The following is a 22,001-nucleotide window of genomic DNA, read 5'->3' on the forward strand; positions in this document are numbered from 1 at the left end:
CTCGATGTCAGTGGGCGCCTATAACCTCGTATGTGTGTCGTCTCTCGCGCTGTACCGCCGCTATCGCCCGGAGTCGTTCGCCGAGGTCATCGGGCAGGAGCATGTCACCGACCCGCTGCAGCAGGCGCTGCGGAACAACCGGGTCAATCACGCGTACCTGTTCAGCGGGCCGCGTGGCTGCGGCAAGACGACCAGCGCGCGGATCCTGGCGCGATGCCTGAACTGCGAGCAGGGGCCCACGCCGACTCCCTGCGGGGAGTGCCAGTCCTGTCGTGATCTCGCTCGCAACGGGCCGGGTTCCATCGACGTCATCGAGATCGACGCCGCTTCGCACGGAGGTGTGGACGACGCGCGTGAGCTCCGGGAGAAGGCCTTCTTCGGGCCCGCCGCCAGTCGCTACAAGATCTACATCATCGACGAGGCCCACATGGTCACGTCGGCCGGCTTCAACGCGCTCCTCAAGGTCGTCGAGGAGCCGCCGGAGCACCTCAAGTTCATCTTCGCCACCACCGAGCCGGAGAAGGTCATCGGGACGATTCGGTCCCGGACCCACCACTACCCGTTCCGGCTGGTGCCGCCGGGGACCCTGCGGGACTACCTCGGCGAGGTGTGCCAGAAGGAGAAGATCCCCGTCGAGGACGGCGTGCTGCCGCTGGTGGTGAGGGCCGGCGCGGGATCCGTGCGTGACTCCATGTCGGTCATGGACCAGTTGCTCGCCGGTGCCGCCGCGGACGGTGTGACGTACGCGATGGCCACCTCCCTGCTCGGGTACACCGACGGGTCGCTGCTCGACTCCGTCGTCGAGGCATTCGCCTCCGGCGAGGGGGCCGCCGCCTTCGAGGTCGTGGACCGGGTCATCGAGGGAGGCAACGACCCTCGGCGGTTCGTCGCCGATCTCCTTGAGCGACTGCGGGACCTGGTGATTCTCGCCGCCGTCCCGGATGCGGCCGCCAAGGGGCTCATCGACGCTCCCGCCGACGTCCTCGAACGCATGCAGGCCCAGGCCGGCTCGTTCGGGGCCGCCGAACTCAGCCGCGCCGCCGATCTCGTCAACGAAGGGCTGACCGAGATGCGGGGGGCCACCTCGCCCCGCCTTCAGCTCGAACTTATTTGCGCGCGCGTACTGCTGCCCGCCGCCTATGCCGACGAGCGCTCCGTCATGGCCCGCATCGACCGGCTTGAGCGGGGGGTGAACTTCTCCGCGGGGGCGTCCGGGATGCCTGCCATGGGATACGTTCCCGGCCCCGACGCGCATGGACAGGCGCACGGGGGCGCGGCTGTGCCTCCCCTCTCGACGGGTGGTGGTGCTGCGGCGGCCCGGGCGGCGGTTCGCGGGGCGGCACCCGCTCCGACCCCGGCTCCGGTACAGGCCCAGCCCCCGGCGCAGGCTCCGGTACAGGCCCAGCCCCCGGCGCAGGCTCCGGTACGGGCCCAGCCCCCGACTCCGGCTGCGGCTCCGTCACCGGCTCCTGCCGCGGCCCCGCCTCCCCCTGCTCCCGCGGAGGAGGCGCCCCAGGCACCGACTCCCGCGCCGGCCGAAGCTCCCGCCCCGGGCGCCTGGCCCACCGCCACCGCCGCGGGCAGTGGACGTCGGCCCGGCGGCTGGCCCACCGCGGCGCCCGCGGGCGGAGGCGCCCGACCGCCGGCCACGCCCACCCCGGCCGGCCCGCCCGCTTCCACCCCGCCGGCCCCGGCCCCTGCCCAGGCCGCCGCCCAGGCGCCGGCGGCCGCCGCATACGCACCGCCCGCCGGTGGCCTCGACCCGCGCATGCTCTGGCCGAACATCCTCGAGGCCGTGAAGAACCGCCGACGGTTCACCTGGATCCTCCTCAGCCAGAACGCCCACGTCGCCGGCTTCGACGGCACCACCCTCCAACTCGGCTTCGTCAACGCGGGCGCCCGCGACAACTTCGCGAGCAGCGGCAGCGAGGACGTGCTGCGGCAAGCGCTGGCCGAGCAGTTCAACGTCCACTGGAAGATCGAGGCCGTCATCGATCCCTCGGGCGGCTCGGCACCCCCGACCGGCGGCTCCTCGGGTTTCGGCGGCGGGTACGGCGGAGGCGGCGCCCCGGGCGGCTACGGCGGCGCCGGCGGCAGTGGCGGTACCGGCGGTGGCACGCCCGCCCCCCGCCCCGCGCCCACCCGGACCGCGCCCTCCGCTCCCACCCCGCCGACGGCGACGGCTCCGCCCACCCCCGCCCCCCGCCCCTCCGCCCCCGAGCCGGTCGCCCCCGAGGACGACATCCCCGAGGACGACGACCCCGACCTCAACGAGTCGGCCCTCTCCGGCCACGAGCTGATCGTGCGGGAGCTGGGGGCCACCGTGGTGGAGGAGTTCCAGAACGAGTAGCGCGTGACTTTTTGGTGTCGGCCGGCATCATCCAGCCCGTCCGGCGATCGAGGACCAGGCCCGTTCGGGGCCGAAGCGGGGGTCTGGGCGCGGCAGTCCCCAGGGAGGGGCACCGCCGCAGTGCAGGCCCACGTTTCGGAGGAACCTACGAACAGCCGAGCCCCCGGCCTTCAGAAGCCCGCACAAAACACCCCGGCCCACGCCCGTTAGGCTGACCCCGTGAACGTCCTCGTCATCGGCAGCGGCGCCCGCGAACACGCCCTGTGCCGCTCCCTGTCCCTCGACCCCGCCGTCACCGCGCTGCACTGCGCCCCCGGCAACGCCGGCATCGCCGAGGTCGCCGAGCTGCACCAGGTCGACGCCCTGGACGGCAAGGCCGTATCCGCGCTGGCCACGGAGCTCGGCGCGGAGCTCGTGGTCGTAGGCCCGGAGGCACCCCTCGTAGCCGGGGTCGCCGACGCCGTGCGCGAGGCGGGGATCCCGGTCTTCGGCCCCTCCCGGGAGGCCGCACAGCTCGAAGGCTCCAAGGCGTTCGCCAAGGACGTGATGGCCGCTGCCGGGGTGCCGACCGCCCGCTCCTACGTCTGTACGACCCCGGACGAGGTGGAGGAGGCCCTCGACGCCTTCGGCGCACCGTACGTCGTGAAGGACGACGGGCTCGCCGCAGGCAAGGGAGTCGTCGTCACCAGCGACGTCGAGGTCGCCAAGGCGCACGCCGCCGCCTGTGAGCGGGTCGTCATCGAGGAGTTCCTCGACGGCCCGGAGGTCTCCCTCTTCGCCGTCACCGACGGCGAGACCGTCGTCCCCCTCCAGCCCGCCCAGGACTTCAAGCGCGCCCTGGACGGCGACGAGGGCCCGAACACCGGCGGCATGGGCGCGTACTCCCCGCTGCCCTGGGCCGACCCGAAGCTGGTGGAAGAGGTCCTCGAGACCGTCCTCCAGCCGACCGTCGACGAGATGCGCCGCCGCGGCACCCCGTTCTCCGGCCTGCTCTACGCCGGCCTCGCGATCACCTCCCGCGGCGTCCGCGTCATCGAGTTCAACGCCCGCTTCGGCGACCCGGAGACCCAGGTCGTCCTGGCCCGTCTGAAGACCCCGCTGGCCGGCGTCCTGCTCGCCGCCGCGAACGGCACGCTCGACATCCTGGAGCCCCTGCGCTGGAGCGACGACGCCGCGGTCACCGTCGTCGTCGCGTCGCACAACTACCCCGGCACCCCGCGCACCGGCGACCCGATCACCGGCCTCGACGAGGTGGCCGGCCAGGACGCCCCGCACGCGTACGTCCTGCACGCAGGGACGAAGCGCGACGGCGACGCGGTCGTCAGCGCCGGTGGCCGCGTCCTGTCCGTCACGGCGACCGGAAAGGACCTCACCAAGGCCCGCGAGCGCGCCTACCGGGCCGTCGAGCGCATCCGGCTCGAGGGTTCCCAGCACCGTACGGACATCGCGGCGAAGGCTGCGGGGGCGTAGTCCTCAGGCTTTTCCGATGAACCCCGCAGGCCCCGGATCCGTCTCAGGAACCGGGGCCTGATCCTTGCCCTCCGTCATCCACCTCTCCCAAACCCATTCCATCGAGTGACCGATGCCCCATACGGCTGACGGGGGCGCAGGCCCCAACTATGGTGCGGCGCAAGTGTTCCGGCACTTGGCCCACCGGCATTGCGATGTCTGTGGTGGGTGCCACAGTGGGGGAGTGAGCAACGCCAGGAAAGCGACAGGACAGCAGGGAGGGGGTGTGGTCCGGTCGTGACGGGCATGGGTGTGGAAGCGGGTGCGCACGCCGCGCGTGCCCGGGCCCTCGCCGTGCTGCGCATCCGCAGCCGGGCGCTGGCCGTCGCCGTGCTGCCCGCGGCCGCCGCCGTGATCCTGCTCGCCGGCGGCTCCACCGGCCATCTGCTCGGCCATGGCTGGGACGTCGCCCGCTGGGTGGTGTCCGTCGCGGCGGTCCTCGTACTGCTCGCGGCCGGCGTGATCGCCCTCGTCGTCGCCCGGGCCCGCCCCGCCGTGAGCCCCACGGTCCCGATCGCCGAGGAAGCGGCCCCCGATCTGTACCGGCTGGTGCGCGACCTCGCCGACCGCCTCGACGTGCCCGCCCCGTCGGCCATAGCGCTCACCCCGGACTGCGACAGCTGGCTCGAGGACCGCACCCACCCGGCCCACGGCCCGCCCCCGCCCGAGCACCGCGACGAGATAGCGGGCATCGGATCGGGCGGCGGTCTGCACCACCGTCGTACGACCACAGCGCCCGTCCTCGTCATCGGCTCCCCCTTCCTGTGGTGGATGCGCGTCGGCGAGCTGCGCGCCGTCCTCGCCCCGGTGGTCGCCGGTACGGGACCGTCCGCGCACCCGGACATAGCCGCCGCCCGCCGCTTCGTCCGCGGGCTGGACGCGGCGGTGGCCGTGGCCGCCACGCCCGGCCGCTGCCCCGGCATCCGCCTGGCCTGCGCGGGCGTCGGCTGGGTCGCCCGTCTGCTGTTGCGCAGTTGCCGGGTGCACGCGGCCGAGATGGAGCGGGGGGTGGCCGCGGCGGCCGCCGAGCGTGCACAGGCTGTGGACTACGGTCTGCGGATCGTCGCGCAGGAGCAAGTGGGACTGGCGTACGCGGGCTGGGACCGTCTGCTCACCCGGGTCGCGCTGCCCGCCTGGCGGATGGGCCGCTGGCCGTCCCGGCTGGACGCGGGCGTCGTGGCCGCCCTCACCGAGCTGTCCCGCCGCGACCGTCTGGCCGAGGGCTTCGCCTCCCGGCTGGGCGAGCGTCCCGCCTGCGACCTGCTCGAAGAGCCCGGCGCGGTCGACGAGGCCGCCTCGCTCCTCGCCGCCCGGCTCTTCCACGGCGGCCCCGCCGAGCACGGCCCGGACTGGTCCCCGGTGGACTGGCAGGAGTACCCGGACGAGGTCGTCGACCGCAAGTGGCGTACGGACGCCGCCCGTCTCCACCGCGTCCTGGACGCCCTCGGCGTCCGGCGCTCCGCCGGCCCCGCCTCCCCGCACGCCCCCACCCTGGCCCGGGTCATGGACCACCTGACCGCCCCGGAGGCCCCGGCCGGCCCCCACCCGCGCACGGAGGACCAGGACGACCTCCCGCGCACAGACGACCAGACCGACGACCAGACCGACGACGAAGCCTCCGCCGGCAGCGGACACAGCGCCGCCCTCGCCGCCGGCCTCACCGCGGAGCTCGCCCGCGAGGAGTCCGCACCGTCCGCAAGCGCGCCCCCGCCAGGCTCACCCGGCCAGGGCAGCGGCCCCGACACCGCCCTCTGGGACGACGGCGCGCTCCCCCTGTTCCCGCTCCAGCCCCCACGCACCCCCCGCGAGCTCCTGGCCGACCACGTCACGGCGATGGTGTGCTGCGCCGCGATGGACACCGTCGGCGCGACCCCGGGCCTCGACTGGCTCGACGGCCCGTCCCTTCTCGTCAACGGCGAGCGCGCGGCCGATCTGGGCCCCAGAGTCCTGAGCCTCATAGAGGAGGGGGACCCGGCCCCGCTGCGGGCCTGGCTGGTCAAGCTGGGTGTACGGCCGGAGAAGCCGGTACGTCTCGTCTGACGCGGTTGACCGGACCCCCCGCTTCCACTTTCGGCCAATTCGCAACGAACAGTGACAGTGTGCGTGCGGAATGTGATGTGCTGGGACCGATCGCGCCCATGGCAAGGGCTTGCGACAGACGACGGGCGCACGGCAAAAGGCCGCGGGGGTTCGAGGGAGGGGGGCGACCATGGGGTCGGAACACATCCGCCGCTGGGAGTCGGGAGCGCTGGCGCACGCGGTGACGGATCCCTTCGGCCAGGGCCCCGTCCCGTGGCTCCGCGGCGGCGAGACCTATTTCGACGACAACGGCCAGGTCGTCCCCTGGTACGTGGACCCGGCCCCAGGTCACACGGCCCCAGGTCACACGGCCACCGCCCCCAGGGTCCCTGCCCCGCGTTCCGCCGGAGGCCCGCGCTCCGCCGACGACGTCCGCCGCCAGATCAAGGGCTTCACCTCCACCGGCGCGGTCGCCCCCGGCGAGGCCGTCGACTTCCACATCACCGTCGACCCGCCCCAGGAATTCAGCGTCGACATCTACCGCATCGGCCACTACGGCGGTGACGGGGCCGCCAAGATCACCACCAGCCCCCGCCTCTCCGGCATCGTCCAGCCCCCGCCGCTGACCGCCGACCGCACGGTCTCCTGCCACCACTGGTGGCTGTCGTGGCGCCTGCAGATCCCGTCGTACTGGAACATCGGCGCGTACGTCGCCGTCCTGACCACCGCCGACGGCTACCGCTCCCACATCCCCTTCACGGTCCGCGACAACCACCCGGCGGACCTGCTCCTCCTGCTGCCCGACATCACCTGGCAGGCCTACAACCTCTACCCGGAGGACGGCCACACCGGCGCCAGCCTCTACCACGCGTGGGACGAGGAGGGCCGTCTGCTGGGCGAGGCCGACGCCGCGACCACGGTCTCCTTCGACCGCCCGTACGCGGGCGCGGGCCTGCCCCTGCACGTCGGCCACGCCTACGACGTCATCCGCTTCGCCGAGCGCTACGGCTACGACCTCGCCTATGCCGACGCCCGCGACCTGCACGCCGGCCGCGTCGACCCCACCCGCTACCGCGGCCTGGTCTTCCCCGGCCACGACGAGTACTGGTCGACGCAGATGCGCCGCACCGTCGAACTCGCCCGCGAGCACGGCACGTCCCTCGTCTTCCTCTCCTCCAACGCCATGTACTGGCAGGTGGAGCTGGGCCCGTCACCGTCCGGCACCCCGGACCGGCTGCTCACCTGCCGCAAGCGCAAGGGGCCCGGCAGGCCCGTCCTGTGGCGTGAGATCGACCGCCCCGAGCAGCAGGTCATCGGAATCCAGTACGCCGGCCGGGTCCCCGAACCCCATCCCATGATCGTCCGAAACGCAGGCCACTGGCTGTGGGAGGCGACGGGCGCGCACGAGGGGGACGGGATCGAAGGCCTGGTCGCGGGCGAGGCCGACCGCTACTTCCCGCGCACGCCGCTCCCCGAGCACGAGGAGCGCATCCTGCTCGCCCACTCCCCGTACACCGACGGCGAGGGCGCCCGGCGCCACCACGAGACCTCCCTCTACCGCGCCCCCTCCGGCGCCCTGGTCTTCGCGTCCGGAACCTTCGCCTGGTCACCGGCCCTGGACCGCCCGGGCTGCGTCGACCCCCGCATCCAGCGGGCCACCGCAAACCTGTTGGACCGCATCTGCAAACGCGACTGACCCCCAGTCCGCGGCTCGGTCGCTCATACGGGACAATCAAGCCACTTGGGCCCACCCGTCGCCCACCACCACCCTATTCGGGCCCTACGGGCGCCTTGTTGTCTTCAACCACGGGGAGGAACCGTGTCCGGATTCGTCGAAAAGCCCGAGCCGATCCAGGTGCCGGGCCTGGTGCATCTGCACACCGGCAAGGTGCGCGAGCTGTACCAGAACGAGGCGGGCGACCTCGTGATGGTCGCCAGCGACCGCTTGTCCGCCTTCGACTGGGTGCTGCCGACCGAGATCCCGGACAAGGGCCGCATCCTCACCCAGCTCTCCGTGTGGTGGTTCGACCAGCTCGCCGATCTCGTCCCCAACCACGTCCTGAGCACGGAACTGCCCGCCGACGCCCCCGCCGACTGGGCCGGCCGCACGCTGGTCTGCAAGTCCCTGCAGATGGCCCCCGTGGAGTGCGTGGCCCGCGGCTACCTCACCGGCTCCGGCCTGCTCGAGTACAACGAGTCCCGCACGGTCTGCGGCCTCGCCCTCCCCGAAGGCCTGGTCGACGGCTCCGAACTCCCCGCCGCGATCTTCACCCCGGCCACCAAGGCAGCGGTCGGCGAACACGACGAGAACGTCTCCTACGAGGAGGTCGCCCGCCAGGTCGGCGCCGACACCGCGGCCCAGCTGCGCCAGGCCACCCTCGCCGTGTACTCCCGCGGCCGGGACATCGCCCGCGAACGCGGGATCATCCTCGCGGACACCAAGTTCGAGTTCGGCTTCGACGGCGACACCCTGGTCATCGCCGACGAGGTCCTCACCCCCGACTCCTCCCGCTTCTGGCCGGCCGACCAGTGGCAGCCGGGCCGCGCGCAGCCGTCGTACGACAAGCAGTTCGTCCGCGACTGGCTGACCTCGCCCGCCTCCGGCTGGGACCGGGGGAGTGAGCAGCCCCCGCCGCAGCTGCCGCAGCAGGTCGTCGACGCGACCCGCGCGAAGTACGTGGAGGCGTACGAGCGTCTGACGGGCACGAGCTGGAGCTAGGGATGCGAAAGACCCCGGTCCGGTGGACCGGGGTCTTCTTCCCGAGCGGACGACGAGGCTCGAACTCGCGACCTCAACCTTGGCAAGGTTGCGCTCTACCAACTGAGCTACGTCCGCATTGCGCCGTGGCGCGAGAGCAACTATACCGCCCCTGGCGTCGTTGGCCAGCACAGGCCGAATCGCCCGATCGGCCAACCATGGCCCGCTTCCGGCTGGTCTGCTTCCGGCCGGTGCACACGGAGGCTGCAAATGGTGATCTCGATCACGTGCTCGTGCCTGCCTGTGTCGACAGTCACTGCGTTCCCGTATACGGCACAAGAACATTGGACAACAAGCGAGACCCCGGTCCACTGGACCGGGGTCTCATTCCTGAGCGGACGACGAGGCTCGAACTCGCGACCTCAACCTTGGCAAGGTTGCGCTCTACCAACTGAGCTACGTCCGCATTGCCCCCGACCGGCTCCCACCGATCGGTGCGAGCACCAGCCTACCTGATCCACAACAGTGGTCATGACGGCGGTCCAGAGCGGGTGACAGGAATCGCACACTGCGCCTTCCCCCTGGAAGGGGGATGTTCTGCTACTGAACTACACCCGCGTGGCCTCCGTGAGCTGGGCTTTGCGGCCCCGCCCGGCGGCGTGCTCCAGACACTAGCTGATCAGCAGGGGGGTAGCGCAAGTCGGTTGTTCCGGAGGTCCCGACGGCAGCCAAGTCGGCTGTCCTCAGGGCCCGCTGACGGACCCTGAGGACCTGCCGCAAGGCACGCTCACTGTGCCTCGGCGAACGCCTCGTAGACCTTCTTCGGGATCCGCCCGCGCGCGGGAACGTCCATCTTGTTGGCCTGGGCCCAGGCCCGGACGGCCGCCGGGTCCGGGGCGACCTCCGTCTGCTTGTACGCCTTGCCCGACTTCGACCGCTTGCGGCCGGCCTCCACGTAGGGCGCGAGCACCTTACGCAGTTTCTTGGCATTGGCTTCATTCAGGTCGATCTCGTACGACTTGCCGTCGAGTCCGAAGGCGATCGTTTCCGCCGCTTCCGAGCCGTCGATGTCGTCAAAGAGAGTGACCACGACCTTCTGCGCCACGAATATCGGTCCCTTCGTGCGACACCTCTATCCGTGATGACGTGCCAAGACGTCCGGGAGATGTCGACTATCCGCCTGTTATTGGGCAAAGTATCGGCTATTGCCAATTCATTTGTACAGTGCCCGGCATTGCAATGTGAAGCCCGACTAAATCTGTCCGCGTGTCCCAGCGCAATAGGTGCGACGCATCGATCCGGGATCTTTCCCTGAACTTTTCGTGAAGACCCCCGCCCGATACCTGATCGTGACAGGGGTCACGTAGTTTCCTACAACTCTACCCGCGTAGAAATTTCGTGCGGGTAGTCTGAAGGAACCTGCTCAGCACCACACACCGGGAGTGCCAGTGGCACGCGTCGTAGTCGACGTCATGCTCAAGCCGGAGATCCTCGACCCCCAGGGCCAGGCGGTGCAGCGCGCACTGCCGCGCCTGGGTTTCGACGGCATCTCCGACGTACGTCAGGGAAAGCGATTCGAACTGGAAGTTGACGGGCCGGTCGACGAGGCCGCCCTCGCCCGCATCCATGATCTTGCGGAATCCTTCCTCGCCAACACCGTGATCGAGGACTTCACCGTCAAGGTGGAGGAAGTCGCGGAGGCCGCGAAGTGACCGCTCGTATTGGCGTCGTCACTTTCCCGGGCAGCCTCGACGACCGGGACACGCAGCGCGCGATCCGCCTCGCGGGTGCCGAACCGGTCGCCCTCTGGCACAAGGACAAGGACCTCCACCAGGTCGACGCGGTCGTCCTCCCCGGTGGTTTCTCCTACGGCGACTATCTGCGCGCCGGCGCCATCTCCCGCTTCTCGCCGGTGATGGAGACCGTCATCGAGCAGGCGAAGGCCGGCCTTCCGGTCCTCGGCATCTGCAACGGCTTCCAGATCCTCACCGAGGCCCACCTCCTCCCGGGTGGAATGCTCGGCAACGACCACCTGCACTTCATCTGCCGCGACCAGAAGCTGCGGGTGGAGAACGCCTCCACGTCCTGGACCAGCGACTACAGCGAGGGCCAGGAGATCCACATCCCGCTGAAGAACATGGACGGCCGGTACGTCGCCGACCAGTACACGCTGGACGAGCTGGAGGCCGAGGGCCGGGTCGCGTTCCGGTACCTGGACTTCAACCCGAACGGCTCGCTCAACGACATCGCCGGCATCACCAACGAGGCCGGCAACGTCGTGGGCCTGATGCCGCACCCGGAGCACGCCGTGGAGCCGCTCATCGGCACCGGCCGCACGGACGGCCTCCCCTTCTTCACCTCGATCCTCAAGAAGCTGGTCAACGCATGAGCCGGACGCCTCTGGACACGGTCGAGCACGCGGCCGCGACCCCCGACGTCGAGCTGCCCTGGGCCGAACTCGGCCTGAAGAAGGACGAGTACGAGCGGATCGTCGAGATCCTGGGGCGCCGACCGACCGGCGCCGAGCTCGCCATGTACTCGGTCATGTGGTCCGAGCACTGCTCGTACAAGAGCAGCAAGGTCCACCTGCGCCAGTTCGGCGAGAAGGCCCCTCAGTCCGACGCCCTGCTCGTGGGCATCGGCGAGAACGCCGGTGTCGTCGACGTCGGCCAGGGCTACGCGGTCACCTTCAAGGTCGAGTCGCACAACCACCCTTCGTACGTGGAGCCCTACCAGGGCGCCGCGACCGGCGTCGGCGGCATCGTGCGCGACATCATCGCGATGGGCGCGCGCCCGGTGGCCGTGGTCGACCCGCTGCGCTTCGGTGCGGCCGACCACCCCGACACCAAGCGCGTCCTGCCGGGTGTCGTCGCCGGCATCGGCGGCTACGGCAACTGCCTGGGCCTGCCCAACATCGGCGGCGAGGTCGTCTTCGACGCCTGCTACCAGGGCAACCCGCTGGTCAACGCCGGTGCCATCGGCGTCATGCGGCACGAGGACATCCACCTCGCGAAGGCGTCCGGCGCGGGCAACAAGGTCATCCTGTACGGGGCCCGGACCGGCGGCGACGGCATCGGTGGCGCTTCGATCCTCGCCTCCGAGACATTCGACGACGCCAAGCCCTCCAAGCGCCCCGCCGTGCAGGTCGGCGACCCGTTCCAGGAGAAGCTCCTCATCGAGTGCACCCTGGAGGCGTTCAAGGAGAAGCTGGTCGTCGGCATCCAGGACCTCGGCGCGGCCGGCCTGTCCTGCGCCACCTCCGAACTCGCCTCCAACGGCTCCGGCGGCATGCGCGTGACGCTGGACGACGTCCCCCTGCGCGACTCGACGCTCTCGCCCGAGGAGATCCTCATGAGCGAGTCGCAGGAACGCATGTGCGCGGTCGTCGAGCCGGAGAAGGTCGACCGCTTCCTGGAGATCTGCGCGAAGTGGGACGTCATCGCCACCGTCATCGGTGAGGTGACCGACGGCGACCGCCTCGAGATCTACTGGCACGGCGGCAAGATCGTCGACGTCGACCCGCGGACCGTGGCGCACGAGGGCCCGGTGTACGAGCGTCCGTACGCCCGCCCGTCCTGGCAGGACGAGCTGCAGGCCGACGACGCGAAGAAGCTGCCGCGGCCGCAGAGCTCCGAGGAGCTGAAGGGCCAGGTCCTGAAGCTGGTGGCCTCTCCCAACCAGGCCTCCAAGAAGTGGATCACGTCGCAGTACGACCACTTCGTGCAGGGCAACACGGTCCTCGCCCAGCCCGAGGACTCCGGCATGATCCGCGTCGACGAGGCCACGGGCCTCGGCGTGGCGATCGCGACCGACGGCAACGGCAGGTACGCCAAGCTCGACCCGTACGCGGGCGCGCAGCTGGCCCTCGCCGAGGCGTACCGCAACGTCGCCACGACCGGCGCCAAGCCGCTCGCCGTCTCCGACTGCCTGAACTTCGGCTCGCCCGAGGACCCGGCGGTGATGTGGCAGTTCGCGGAGGCCGTCCGTGGTCTCGCCGACGCCTGTCAGCAGCTCGGCACGCCGGTGACCGGCGGCAACGTCTCCCTGTACAACCAGACCGGCGAGGCGGCCATCCACCCCACGCCGGTGGTGGCGGTCCTCGGCGTGATCGACGACGTCGCGCGCCGCACGCCCGTCGCCTTCCAGGAGGAGGGCCAGCTGCTGTACCTCCTCGGCGACACGCGTGAGGAGTTCGGCGGTTCGGCCTGGTCGCAGGTCGTCCACGACCACCTCGGCGGCCTGCCGCCGGAGGTCGACCTGGAGCGCGAGCGGCTGCTCGCCGAGATCCTGATCTCGGCCTCCCGCGACGGCATGATCGACTCGGCGCACGACCTGTCCGACGGCGGCCTCGTCCAGGCGGTCGTCGAATCCGCCCTGCTGGGCGGCAAGGGCGCGCGTCTGGTCGTACCGGACGGGCTCGACGCCTTCACCTTCCTCTTCTCGGAGTCGGCGGGACGCGCGATCGTCGCCGTGCCGCGCTCCGAGGAGGTCCGCTTCAACGACATGTGCGGGGCACGGGGTCTGCCGGCCACCCGCATCGGTGTGGTGGACGGTGACGCGGTGGACATCCAGGGCGAGTTCGCGCTCTCCCTGGCGGAGCTGCGCAAGGCCCACGAGGAGACCATCCCGGCACTCCTCGTCTGACGCACGGCATCCGTACGACGGTGAAGGCCCCGCCCGTTCCGACGGGCGGGGCCTTGCTCGGGTGACCGCCCGGGCCACAACGCCCCCCAGCGAGAAGCCAATAGGCTCACCGTCATGCCCCCGGCGAAGAAACGCACCCGTACGTACGACCCCGCCAAGATCCGCGCCGCGGTTCTCGCCCAGTTCGGGAACGTCCGGGACGCCGTACGCACGCTCACCCCCGAGCAACTCGCCCTGCCCACGCGCCTGGGCGACTGGACCGTCCGTGACCTCGCCGCGCACGTGACCATGGCCGTGGAGACGGTCAGCCGCAACATCGACCGGGACGAGCCGCCGAAGGCGGAACTCACCCTCCTCGACTGGCCCTTCGCCACCGCCGCACGGGCCGGCGACATCGCCGGCGGCACGCGTGAGCTGGCCGCGGCCAACCCCGACCTCGACGCGCTCTACGCCCGCACCGAGCAGCGCCTCACCGAGCGTCTCGCCACCGCCCCCGGCACCCGCCTGCTCGCCGCCCGCACCGGAGCCATGCGCCTCGACGACTACCTCGTCACCCGCACCGTCGAACTCGTCGTCCACACCGACGACCTCAACGCCGCCGTCCCGGGCCTGGACGTCCCGTACGACCGCCAGGCCCTCGCCGCCTGCACCCGCCTCCTCGCCGACGCGCTCGCCGCCAGGGCGCCCGGCGGCTCCACCGAGGTGCGGATCCCGCCGTACGCCGTCGTGCAGTGCGTCGAGGGCCCCCGGCACACCCGGGGCACCCCGCCCAACGTCGTCGAGACCGACCCGCTGACCTGGATCCGGCTCGCCACCGGGCGGGTGGCGTGGCAGGACGCGGTCGAGGCGGCCGAGGTCAGCGCGAGCGGGGAGCGGGCGGACCTGGGCGGGTTGCTGCCGCTGATGTCGTAAAGGGAACCGGACACCCCGTGTGCCCCGTCGAAACGACATGTACAGGCACAGGCAAGGCAGGATCCTGACGGCCGTCGCGGCCCTCGTCCCGCTCGCGGTGGCCTGCGGCAGCGAACAGGCCGGCGGCAGCGGGTCCGTCGCACCCGAGCGACCCGTCACCGGCGTGCAGTGGAACATCGACAGCGTCACCGTGGACGGCAGGGCGCAGCGCGTCGAAGGCGACGCGTATCTCACCTTCGACGACAAGACCGGCAAGGTCGGCGGCAGGCTCGGCTGCAATCACGTCAACGCCAGGGCCACCGTGAGCGACGGACATATCACCCTGGGCAGCCCATCCACCACCCGAATGATGTGCGACACCTCACTCATGACCACCGAACGGAGCCTGCTGACCCTGTTCAACAGCACGCTCAGTTATCGAGTGGATCAGGACACTCTCGCTCTGACCAGCGAAAACGGCGACAGCCTGCACGCCGTCGCCGACGAGTGATCCATTACGGTCGCGTATCCCCAATTCGGACCAGTGGTCGATCTCGCCTACACTCGGTGCCGTGCCACGTGGTGACGGACGACTCAACCACGACCTGCTCCCCGGTGAGAAGGGCCCCCAGGACGCTTGCGGCGTCTTCGGTGTCTGGGCTCCGGGCGAAGAGGTCGCCAAGCTCACGTACTTCGGGCTCTACGCCCTCCAGCATCGGGGTCAGGAATCCGCGGGTATCGCGGTCAGCAACGGCTCCCAGATCCTCGTCTTCAAGGACATGGGCCTGGTGTCCCAGGTCTTCGACGAGACCTCGCTCGGTTCGCTCCAGGGTCACATCGCGGTCGGTCACGCCCGCTACTCGACCACCGGCGCCTCCGTGTGGGAGAACGCCCAGCCGACGTTCCGCGCCACAGCGCACGGCTCCATCGCGCTCGGCCACAACGGCAACCTGGTCAACACGGCGCAGCTCGCCGACATGGTCGCCGACCTCCCGAAGGACACCAACGGGCGCTCGACCCGGGTGGCCGCCACCAACGACACCGACCTGCTCACCGCACTGCTTGCGGCCCAGGTCGACGCCGACGGCAAGCCGCTGACCATCGAGGAGGCCGCTCACGCGGTCCTTCCCCAGGTCAAGGGCGCCTTCTCGCTCGTCTTCATGGACGAGCACACCCTGTACGCCGCCCGCGACCCGCAGGGCATCCGCCCACTGGTCCTCGGCCGCCTCGAGCGTGGCTGGGTCGTCGCCTCCGAGACTGCCGCCCTCGACATCACGGGCGCCAGCTTCGTCCGCGAGATCGAGCCGGGCGAGTTCGTGGCGATCGACGAGAACGGCCTGCGTACCTCCCGGTTCGCGGACGCGAAGCCCAAGGGCTGTGTCTTCGAGTACGTGTACCTGGCCCGCCCGGACACCGACATCGCCGGGCGCAACGTCTACCTCTCCCGCGTGGAGATGGGCCGCCGCCTCGCCAAGGAGGCCCCGGTCGAGGCCGACCTGGTCATAGCGACTCCGGAGTCCGGCACCCCCGCCGCCATCGGCTACGCGGAGGCCTCGGGCATCCCCTTCGGCGCGGGTCTCGTCAAGAACGCCTACGTCGGCCGCACGTTCATCCAGCCCTCGCAGACCATCCGGCAGCTCGGCATCCGCCTCAAGCTGAACCCGCTGAAGGAAGTCATCAAGGGCAAGCGCCTGGTCGTGGTCGACGACTCGATCGTGCGCGGCAACACCCAGCGCGCGCTGGTCCGCATGCTGCGCGAGGCGGGCGCGGCCGAGGTCCACATCCGGATCTCCTCGCCGCCCGTGAAGTGGCCCTGCTTCTTCGGCATCGACTTCGCCACCCGCGCCGAGCTCATCGCCAACGGCATGACGATCGACGAGATCGGCACCTCGCTGGGCGCCGACTCCCTGGCGTACATCTCCCTCGACGGCATGATCGAGGCGACCACCATCGCCAAGCCGAACCTGTGCCGCGCCTGCTTCGACGGCGAGTACCCGATGGAGCTCCCGGACCCCGAGCTGCTCGGTAAGCAGCTCCTGGAGACCGAGCTGGCGGCCGGCACGGCCGCTCCGGCCGCGGTCGACGCGATCCGTCGCCCGTAAGACCGCCGTACGACACGAAAGTTCTCACCGTCATGTCTGAGACAACTGGTGCCAGCTACGCAGCCGCGGGCGTCGACATCGAAGCGGGCGACCGCGCCGTCGAGCTGATGAAGGAGTGGGTGAAGAAGACCCAGCGCCCCGAGGTCCTCGGCGGCCTCGGCGGCTTCGCCGGCCTCTTCGACGCCTCCGCCCTCAAGCGCTACGAGCGCCCCCTGCTCGCCTCCGCCACCGACGGCGTCGGCACGAAGGTCGACATCGCACGTCAGCTGGGCGTCTACGACACCATCGGCCACGACCTGGTCGCCATGGTGATGGACGACATCGTGGTGTGCGGTGCCGAGCCGCTGTTCATGACCGACTACATCTGCGTCGGCAAGGTCCACCCCGAGCGTGTGGCCGCCATCGTCAAGGGCATCGCGGAGGGCTGCGTGCTGGCCGGCTGCGCCCTGGTGGGCGGCGAGACGGCCGAACACCCGGGGCTGCTGGGCGAGGACGACTTCGACGTGGCCGGCGCCGGTACGGGCGTCGTGGAGGCCGACCGGCTGCTCGGCCCGGATCGCATCCGCAAGGGTGACACCGTGATCGCCATGGCCGCGTCCGGGCTTCACTCGAACGGGTACTCCCTGGTCCGCCACGTTCTGCTCAACCGGGCGGGCCTGGCGCTGGACGCCCACATCGAGGAGTTCGGCCGCACCCTCGGCGAGGAGCTGCTGGAGCCGACCAAGATCTACTCGCTGGACTGCCTGGCGCTGACCCGAACCACGGATGTGCACGCCTTCAGCCACGTGACCGGCGGCGGACTCGCCGCCAACCTGGCCCGGGTCATCCCCGACGAACTGCACGCGACAGTCGACCGCTCCACCTGGACGCCCGCGCCGGTCTTCGACCTCGTCGGGAAGACGGGACAGGTCGAACGCCTGGAGCTGGAGAAGACCCTCAACATGGGCGTCGGCATGATCGCGATCGTGCCGGAGGAGTCGGCGGACGTGGCACTCGCGACGCTGGCGGACCGCGGGGTCGAGGCCTGGGTGGCCGGCGAGATCACGGACCGGGGCGACCACGCGACGGGCGCGGCACTGATCAGCGACTACGCCGGCTGAGACGCGCAAAGGCAGCGCAAAACCCGGTCCGGCGGAGAACCGCTCAGGACCGGGTCGGGCACTGCTGAATCGTCAAGCGCCGCGGCGTTGTGACGTGGGACCGGACTCGTCGTCCTCGTCCTCATCGTCATCGTTGTAGAGATCCGCGTACTGGGCGTACGGGTCATCGTCTTCGTCGTCCTCGAACGGCTCGCCGTTCGGAGGCTGGCTCGAAGTCGAAGCGCCCAGCTCGCTGGCCAGACGCGACAGGTCAGTCCCGCCGCTGTTGTACTTCAGCTGGCGGGCGACCTTCGTCTGCTTGGCCTTGGCCCGGCCGCGCCCCATGGCTCGACCCCCTCGGTGACGGGGCTCGACGGCCCCAGAGTCTTGACACGCGTTCATGATCCGGAACGGGCTCTCCGTGGAGAGACCGGTCCGTAGGGCTTCCACGGTACCTGAGCCCACGCCCATACGGTACGTCGCCCGCATGACGTGCCTGGACCCAGAACCTGCGAGGCGCCCTGTCCCCGCTGGTCAACCGCGATTTTAACCACTTCTTGGCAGGCGACCCGCCGATGGAAGTGAGAGTTCTCTCTAACTGCCCACCGGCGGGTACCGGTCAAACCCCTGGCGCCCCTCCGCGGAACGTCACCAACCGCGCGCCCGGGCCGCCTCGTGCATGCGCTGCTCGGCGATCCGGTCGGCCGCCGCGGCGGGCGGAATACCGTCTGCCTTCGCACGTGCGAATATGGCCAGCGTGGTGTCGAAGATCTTCGCGGCCTTCGCCTTGCACCGCTCGAAGTCGAACCCGTGCAGCTCGTCGGCCACCTGGATGACCCCGCCCGCGTTCACCACGTAGTCCGGGGCGTAGAGGATCCCGCGATCGGCGAGGTCCTTCTCCACGCCCGGGTGGGCGAGCTGGTTGTTGGCCGCGCCGCAGACCACCTTGGCGGTCAGCACTGGCACGGTGTCGTCGTCCAGGGCCCCGCCCAGCGCGCAGGGGGCGTAGATGTCGAGGCCCTCCACCCGGATCAGCGCATCGGTGTCGGCGACGGCGGACACACCCGTCGGGTGCCGGTCGAGGATCCGCTGGACGGCCTCCTCGCGCACGTCGGTGATCACCACCTCGGCCCCCTCGGCCCGCAGGTGCTCCACCAGGTGGTGGCCGACCTTTCCGACGCCCGCGATGCCGACCGTGCGGCCGCGCAGTGAGGGGTCGCCCCACAGGTGCTGGGCGGAGGCCCGCATGCCCTGGTAGACGCCGTAGGCGGTGAGGACGGAGGAGTCGCCGGCGCCGCCGTTCTCGGGGGAGCGCCCGGTGGTCCAGCGGCACTCGCGGGCCACGACGTCCATGTCGGCGACGTACGTACCGACGTCGCAGGCGGTCACGTAACGCCCGCCGAGCGAGGCGACGAACCGGCCGTAGGCGAGCAGCAGCTCCTCGGTCTTGATCTTGTCGGGGTCACCGATGATCACGGCCTTGCCGCCGCCGTGGTCCAGTCCGGCCATGGCGTTCTTGTACGACATCCCGCGCGCGAGGTTCAGCGCGTCGGCGACGGCCTCCGCCTCGTTCGCGTACGGATAGAAGCGCGTCCCGCCGAGTGCGGGGCCCAGCGCGGTGGAGTGGATGGCGATCACGGCCTTGAGGCCGCTGGAGCGGTCCTGGCAGAGCACGACTTGCTCATGACCCCCCTGGTCCGAGTGGAACAGGGTGTGCAGGACGCCGTCGGTTACGTCGGTCACGGTGGTGACTCCTGAAGTAAAAAAGCGGCGGTTGGAGACGGGCTCCCGTGCGGGTGGCGGGGCCCGTTGGCATGAGACTAGAGCCTGTCTGTGCCCACCGGCCGCACTGTGCTCAGGATCTTCCACTCACGGAGTATGTCCGTGCGACGATTTGCATAGTTTTCCCGCGTGTCTGTGGTCGGGTTCCCCCAGGTTTCCCGGTCGGCCCGCGGGGGAGGGAGCAGGCGTGCCCAAGGTGTCCTCGGTGATCGTTCCGTACGCGACCTATCTGCGCGTGTACGAGCCGCTGGCCGCCTTCCCGGAGCCGGAGCGCACCCACTGGGCGCGCTACGCCCGCCGCCCCGAGCGCCCCTCCTACCAGGACGAGCTGCGCCGGTCCCTGGCGGACCTGCTGCCCACCCCGCCCGTCCCGGTGCCGGTGCACGAGTCCGGCGATGCCTTCGTGCTCGACGTGGACGGGGTGCTGTGCGTGTGCCCCTGGCGCACCCGGCTGCGCGGCTGGCAGGCCCTGGGGGAGCTGGCGGAGGAGCTGCCGAGGCCGGTCCTGGACGCGGTCCTGCCCGAGGTCGTACGCCGCCAGGCCGCCCAGGACTACGAGCGCTGGCTCGCCCGCAACCCCGACGCCCGCCCCTGGATCCGCACCGCGACCTGGCAGGTGCCGCTGAACTGGTTCGTGCTGGTCGCCGACGAGGAGCGCGAGTACGACAAGGGGTCGGGCGACGAGGCTCCCGTGCTGCGCTACCGCACGCCGATGGTGCAGGCGCGCCGCCGGGTGGCGCGGGGCCTGCGGGCGCTGAAGGACGCCATCGACGAGGGGCCGCTCATCGACGGCCTGGTGGACGTGGGGCGCTGGCTGGAGGAGTTCCACCCGCGCTCCCTGGTGGAGCTGGACTACGGCGGCCTGGTGCACACGCTGCCGGCCGGCGAGCTGGAGGGCGACCACTCGGCGGCCGACGTGGCCGAGGGCATCGCGGCGCTGCGGAGCGGTGACGGGGCGGCGGCGGGCGAGGCGTACGGGCGGCTTGTGGAGCGGTGGCGGGCGGTACGGGACCGGCGGTCGGCGAACTGACGCAGAAACCGTCGCGCTGACGGTGTGACACACGCGACAGGCAGAGCGGTGCGTGACGTACGTCACGGCCGGGACGGCCGCTATCGGCGTACGGTCTACGCCACTTCCTGGAACTGACGGGACGTAGATCCCTGATCCGGGCTTTTGCCCCAAGGGTGATGGACGGCACGTACGCGGCCCTTGCGCCCCTTGCCCACCCTCATGTCAAAATAGGACAAGGAGTCCGGGGAGGACTCCTTCCGCCCAACTGTGTTCCAGCGTGGGCGGAATCTCAGCATTGCACGCTTTGGGGGGTCTGGTGACTCCTGATCGCCCTGTGACTGATCGTCACAGTGGCGTGACTGTCCGCTATGGCATGGTCCATCGGCTTCCGTCGCTGATGAACACCTGGGGGGCAATTCCATCAGTTTGGCCGACGCGGCTGGACAGATGGTGTAGTTGTAGTGCCGAGGACAAGCCGTTCGTCCTATAACCGACTCGACCCGCGTCCACCATTTCGGGCAACGCGGGTCAAGGTGCAGAATTTAGAGGAAAGAACCGAGAAGGTTCGGTTCTCCCGAGGAGGCCGCTCATGACCGCTCGCACCCCTGATGCCGAGCCGCTGCTGACCCCGGCTGAGGTCGCCACGATGTTCCGCGTTGACCCCAAGACGGTCACGCGGTGGGCGAAGGCCGGCAAGCTCACTTCCATCCGCACGCTCGGCGGGCACCGCCGCTACCGCGAGGCCGAGGTCCGCGCACTGCTCGCGGGCATTCCGCAGCAGCGCAGCGAGGCCTGAACAACTGAATACCGGACGAACCGGCAGGTCCCCAACGTGCCGAGGCGCCCGGAACCCTAGCTCCAAGCGACGCGGGGTACTGCCCCAACAGGCCCCACGCCCAACAGATCTAGAGCTCTCTAGGCAAGCGACAGGGTGCGTCGTCGATCGCGCTGGACTCCGCCGAGTCCAGCGCGATCTTTTTTGTGCGTCTGTGGCAGGTCCGCCAGGGGGCTCCGTGAGCGGCCTTGTCGGAGTCTGGGGAGGGGTGTCGGATCTCCTGTGGATGCGCCCTGGATGCCCTTGGGACGGTCCTGGGCACCTCTCCCCGGATGGTGCAATTGCACATATAAAATTGACCAGTTGTAGGAGATGGGTAAGAACCGCGGTTTCAGAAACTCATGCGGTGACACCCGTCACATGCCAGAGTCCTTGTTAGTGCCGGTGCGTGTGCGCTAAAAGGACCGCGGGCTTCACAACGGTCATGCGGGAGAGGGGCTTTCGTCATCGAGGGCCTCGTCGCAGACCTCGGACGCCCGCGGTCCCGCCGAGTCCATCGCCAGCCGCAGCAGGTGATGGCAGATCGGGCAGCGGCGGGTCAGATGCCCGTAGGACGACGCGGCCGACAGATGCGCGCGGAGCAGGGCCCGCGTCTCGTGCCTAGCCGATGCCGCCATACGCCACCTCCAGGGGGCCCTGCGGAGAACGGGGCCTGATTTCTGGGTACCGGGCGAATGTGACGCCGTCAAGGGCGCGGTGGGCTTCGCCGGGGGCCGAGGCTTCAGTCCCCTCGGCTGCGACTTGTCCGGCGTCGGGTGACCGTTGCCGGGGGCTGCCGCCCTGGACCCCTGCTTCGGCCTGAACGGCCGTTTGACGGGTGACCTCTTGTCCGACCGAGACGGGTGGTGGGTGGGCGAAGGGCCGGGGGTCTGGGGGCGGAGCCTCCAGACGACGCGGGAAGGGCCCGCAACCCTTGTCGGGTGCGGGCCCTTCTTCTCACTGCGGTCCTGACGGGATTTGAACCCGCGGCCTCCACCTTGACAGGGTGGCGAGCACTCCAAACTGCTCCACAGGACCAGGTTTTGCGGCGCCCCCGCGACTGAGTCGCATATTGGATACCGCGTGCGTTGCGCTGCGAGA

General features: G+C 70.5%; 18 protein-coding genes and 4 tRNA genes. 14 read left to right on the forward strand and 8 right to left on the reverse strand.

Annotated features, from left to right (window positions below):
- The first annotated feature begins 34 nt into the window (after positions 1-34).
- The 5 genes from ABZO29_RS23315 to ABZO29_RS23335 all read left to right on the forward strand — a co-directional run bounded on the left by ABZO29_RS23315 (position 35) and on the right by ABZO29_RS23335 (position 8,597).
- Complete coding sequence (locus ABZO29_RS23315) at positions 35-2,350, forward strand: DNA polymerase III subunit gamma and tau (protein ID WP_367322123.1); 2,316 nt, start codon at positions 35-37, stop codon at positions 2,348-2,350.
- Positions 2,351-2,569: 219 nt separating this feature from the next.
- Positions 2,570-3,820: a phosphoribosylamine--glycine ligase gene (gene purD, locus ABZO29_RS23320; protein WP_367322124.1), complete on the forward strand. Its 1,251-nt coding sequence runs from the start codon at positions 2,570-2,572 to the stop codon at positions 3,818-3,820.
- A 285-nt stretch (positions 3,821-4,105) separates the two neighbouring features.
- Positions 4,106-5,899, forward strand: a complete 1,794-nt coding sequence (locus ABZO29_RS23325) for a hypothetical protein (protein ID WP_367326211.1) — start codon at positions 4,106-4,108, stop codon at positions 5,897-5,899.
- Between the two features lie 169 nt (positions 5,900-6,068).
- A complete protein-coding gene (locus tag ABZO29_RS23330) occupies positions 6,069-7,574 on the forward strand; it encodes a N,N-dimethylformamidase beta subunit family domain-containing protein (protein WP_367322125.1) in 1,506 nt (501 codons plus the stop codon).
- Positions 7,575-7,697: 123 nt separating this feature from the next.
- Positions 7,698-8,597 carry a phosphoribosylaminoimidazolesuccinocarboxamide synthase gene (locus tag ABZO29_RS23335; RefSeq protein WP_367322126.1) on the forward strand — a complete coding sequence of 300 codons (900 nt, stop codon included), beginning with the start codon at positions 7,698-7,700 and terminating at the stop codon, positions 8,595-8,597.
- Between the two features lie 44 nt (positions 8,598-8,641).
- Here the strand turns inward: ABZO29_RS23335 and ABZO29_RS23340 are convergent.
- The 4 genes from ABZO29_RS23340 to ABZO29_RS23355 all read right to left on the reverse strand — a co-directional run bounded on the left by ABZO29_RS23340 (position 8,642) and on the right by ABZO29_RS23355 (position 9,681).
- A tRNA-Gly gene (locus tag ABZO29_RS23340) sits at positions 8,642-8,714 on the reverse strand.
- Positions 8,715-8,969: 255 nt separating this feature from the next.
- A tRNA-Gly gene (locus tag ABZO29_RS23345) sits at positions 8,970-9,042 on the reverse strand.
- 80 nt (positions 9,043-9,122) lie between these two features.
- Positions 9,123-9,194, reverse strand: a tRNA-Gly gene (locus ABZO29_RS23350).
- 169 nt (positions 9,195-9,363) lie between these two features.
- Positions 9,364-9,681: an Lsr2 family protein gene (locus ABZO29_RS23355; RefSeq protein ID WP_367322127.1), complete on the reverse strand. Its 318-nt coding sequence runs from the start codon at positions 9,679-9,681 to the stop codon at positions 9,364-9,366.
- A gap of 343 nt (positions 9,682-10,024) precedes the next feature.
- Here ABZO29_RS23355 and purS point away from each other — a divergent pair, with 343 nt between their 5' ends.
- The 7 genes from purS (at position 10,025) to purM (ending at position 17,313) form a co-directional block, all read left to right on the forward strand.
- A complete protein-coding gene (purS, locus tag ABZO29_RS23360; RefSeq protein ID WP_007383088.1) occupies positions 10,025-10,288 on the forward strand; it encodes a phosphoribosylformylglycinamidine synthase subunit PurS in 264 nt (87 codons plus the stop codon).
- Positions 10,285-10,965 (forward strand): phosphoribosylformylglycinamidine synthase subunit PurQ, encoded by a 681-nt coding sequence (gene purQ, locus ABZO29_RS23365; RefSeq protein WP_367322128.1) that lies wholly within the window; start codon positions 10,285-10,287, stop codon positions 10,963-10,965. Before purS ends, purQ begins: the two co-directional genes overlap by 4 nt.
- Positions 10,962-13,220 (forward strand): phosphoribosylformylglycinamidine synthase subunit PurL, encoded by a 2,259-nt coding sequence (gene purL / locus ABZO29_RS23370; protein ID WP_367322129.1) that lies wholly within the window; start codon positions 10,962-10,964, stop codon positions 13,218-13,220. The genes purQ and purL overlap by 4 nt, the downstream gene beginning before the upstream one ends.
- A 114-nt stretch (positions 13,221-13,334) precedes the next feature.
- A complete protein-coding gene (locus tag ABZO29_RS23375) occupies positions 13,335-14,132 on the forward strand; it encodes a sterol carrier family protein (RefSeq protein ID WP_367322130.1) in 798 nt (265 codons plus the stop codon).
- Between the two features lie 37 nt (positions 14,133-14,169).
- Positions 14,170-14,622 (forward strand): META domain-containing protein, encoded by a 453-nt coding sequence (locus ABZO29_RS23380; RefSeq protein WP_367322131.1) that lies wholly within the window; start codon positions 14,170-14,172, stop codon positions 14,620-14,622.
- A 61-nt stretch (positions 14,623-14,683) separates the two neighbouring features.
- Positions 14,684-16,213: an amidophosphoribosyltransferase gene (gene purF, locus ABZO29_RS23385; RefSeq protein WP_367322132.1), complete on the forward strand. Its 1,530-nt coding sequence runs from the start codon at positions 14,684-14,686 to the stop codon at positions 16,211-16,213.
- A 32-nt stretch (positions 16,214-16,245) separates the two neighbouring features.
- Positions 16,246-17,313, forward strand: coding sequence for a phosphoribosylformylglycinamidine cyclo-ligase (purM, locus tag ABZO29_RS23390; RefSeq protein ID WP_367322133.1), 1,068 nt, complete (start codon positions 16,246-16,248; stop codon positions 17,311-17,313).
- Positions 17,314-17,385: 72 nt separating this feature from the next.
- On the opposite strand, the gene ABZO29_RS23395 is transcribed toward purM, so the two are convergent.
- Together ABZO29_RS23395 and ABZO29_RS23400 are read right to left on the reverse strand one after the other, a co-directional pair.
- Positions 17,386-17,637 (reverse strand): DUF3073 domain-containing protein, encoded by a 252-nt coding sequence (locus tag ABZO29_RS23395; RefSeq protein WP_367322134.1) that lies wholly within the window; start codon positions 17,635-17,637, stop codon positions 17,386-17,388.
- 303 nt (positions 17,638-17,940) lie between these two features.
- A complete protein-coding gene (locus ABZO29_RS23400; protein ID WP_367322135.1) occupies positions 17,941-19,035 on the reverse strand; it encodes a Leu/Phe/Val dehydrogenase in 1,095 nt (364 codons plus the stop codon).
- Positions 19,036-19,261: 226 nt separating this feature from the next.
- On the opposite strand from ABZO29_RS23400, the gene ABZO29_RS23405 reads away from it, so the two are divergent.
- Complete coding sequence (locus ABZO29_RS23405; RefSeq protein ID WP_367322136.1) at positions 19,262-20,104, forward strand: hypothetical protein; 843 nt, start codon at positions 19,262-19,264, stop codon at positions 20,102-20,104.
- 571 nt (positions 20,105-20,675) lie between these two features.
- Positions 20,676-20,882: a developmental transcriptional regulator BldC gene (gene bldC, locus ABZO29_RS23410; RefSeq protein WP_003949541.1), complete on the forward strand. Its 207-nt coding sequence runs from the start codon at positions 20,676-20,678 to the stop codon at positions 20,880-20,882.
- 461 nt (positions 20,883-21,343) lie between these two features.
- Here the strand turns inward: bldC and ABZO29_RS23415 are convergent, their stop codons facing one another.
- Positions 21,344-21,538 (reverse strand): DUF6274 family protein, encoded by a 195-nt coding sequence (locus ABZO29_RS23415; protein WP_367322137.1) that lies wholly within the window; start codon positions 21,536-21,538, stop codon positions 21,344-21,346.
- A 325-nt stretch (positions 21,539-21,863) separates the two neighbouring features.
- Positions 21,864-21,938, reverse strand: a tRNA-Asp gene (locus ABZO29_RS23420).
- Positions 21,939-22,001 lie beyond the last annotated feature (63 nt).

Source organism: Streptomyces sp. HUAS ZL42, from assembly GCF_040782645.1.
In the GTDB taxonomy this organism is placed as follows: domain Bacteria; phylum Actinomycetota; class Actinomycetes; order Streptomycetales; family Streptomycetaceae; genus Streptomyces.

Bases quoted from the DNA above. Each gene is read 5' to 3' on its own strand.
- purM (WP_367322133.1), top strand. From the start codon at position 16,246: ATGTCTGAGACAACTGGTGCCAGCTACGCAGCCGCGGGCGTCGACATC.
- ABZO29_RS23395 (WP_367322134.1), bottom strand. From the start codon at position 17,637: ATGGGGCGCGGCCGGGCCAAGGCCAAGCAGACGAAGGTCGCCCGCCAG.
- ABZO29_RS23380 (WP_367322131.1), top strand. From the start codon at position 14,170: ATGTACAGGCACAGGCAAGGCAGGATCCTGACGGCCGTCGCGGCCCTC.
- ABZO29_RS23415 (WP_367322137.1), bottom strand. From the start codon at position 21,538: ATGGCGGCATCGGCTAGGCACGAGACGCGGGCCCTGCTCCGCGCGCAT.
- ABZO29_RS23325 (WP_367326211.1), top strand. From the start codon at position 4,106: ATGGGTGTGGAAGCGGGTGCGCACGCCGCGCGTGCCCGGGCCCTCGCC.
- bldC (WP_003949541.1), top strand. From the start codon at position 20,676: ATGACCGCTCGCACCCCTGATGCCGAGCCGCTGCTGACCCCGGCTGAG.
- purL (WP_367322129.1), top strand. From the start codon at position 10,962: ATGAGCCGGACGCCTCTGGACACGGTCGAGCACGCGGCCGCGACCCCC.
- ABZO29_RS23330 (WP_367322125.1), top strand. From the start codon at position 6,069: ATGGGGTCGGAACACATCCGCCGCTGGGAGTCGGGAGCGCTGGCGCAC.
- ABZO29_RS23375 (WP_367322130.1), top strand. From the start codon at position 13,335: ATGCCCCCGGCGAAGAAACGCACCCGTACGTACGACCCCGCCAAGATC.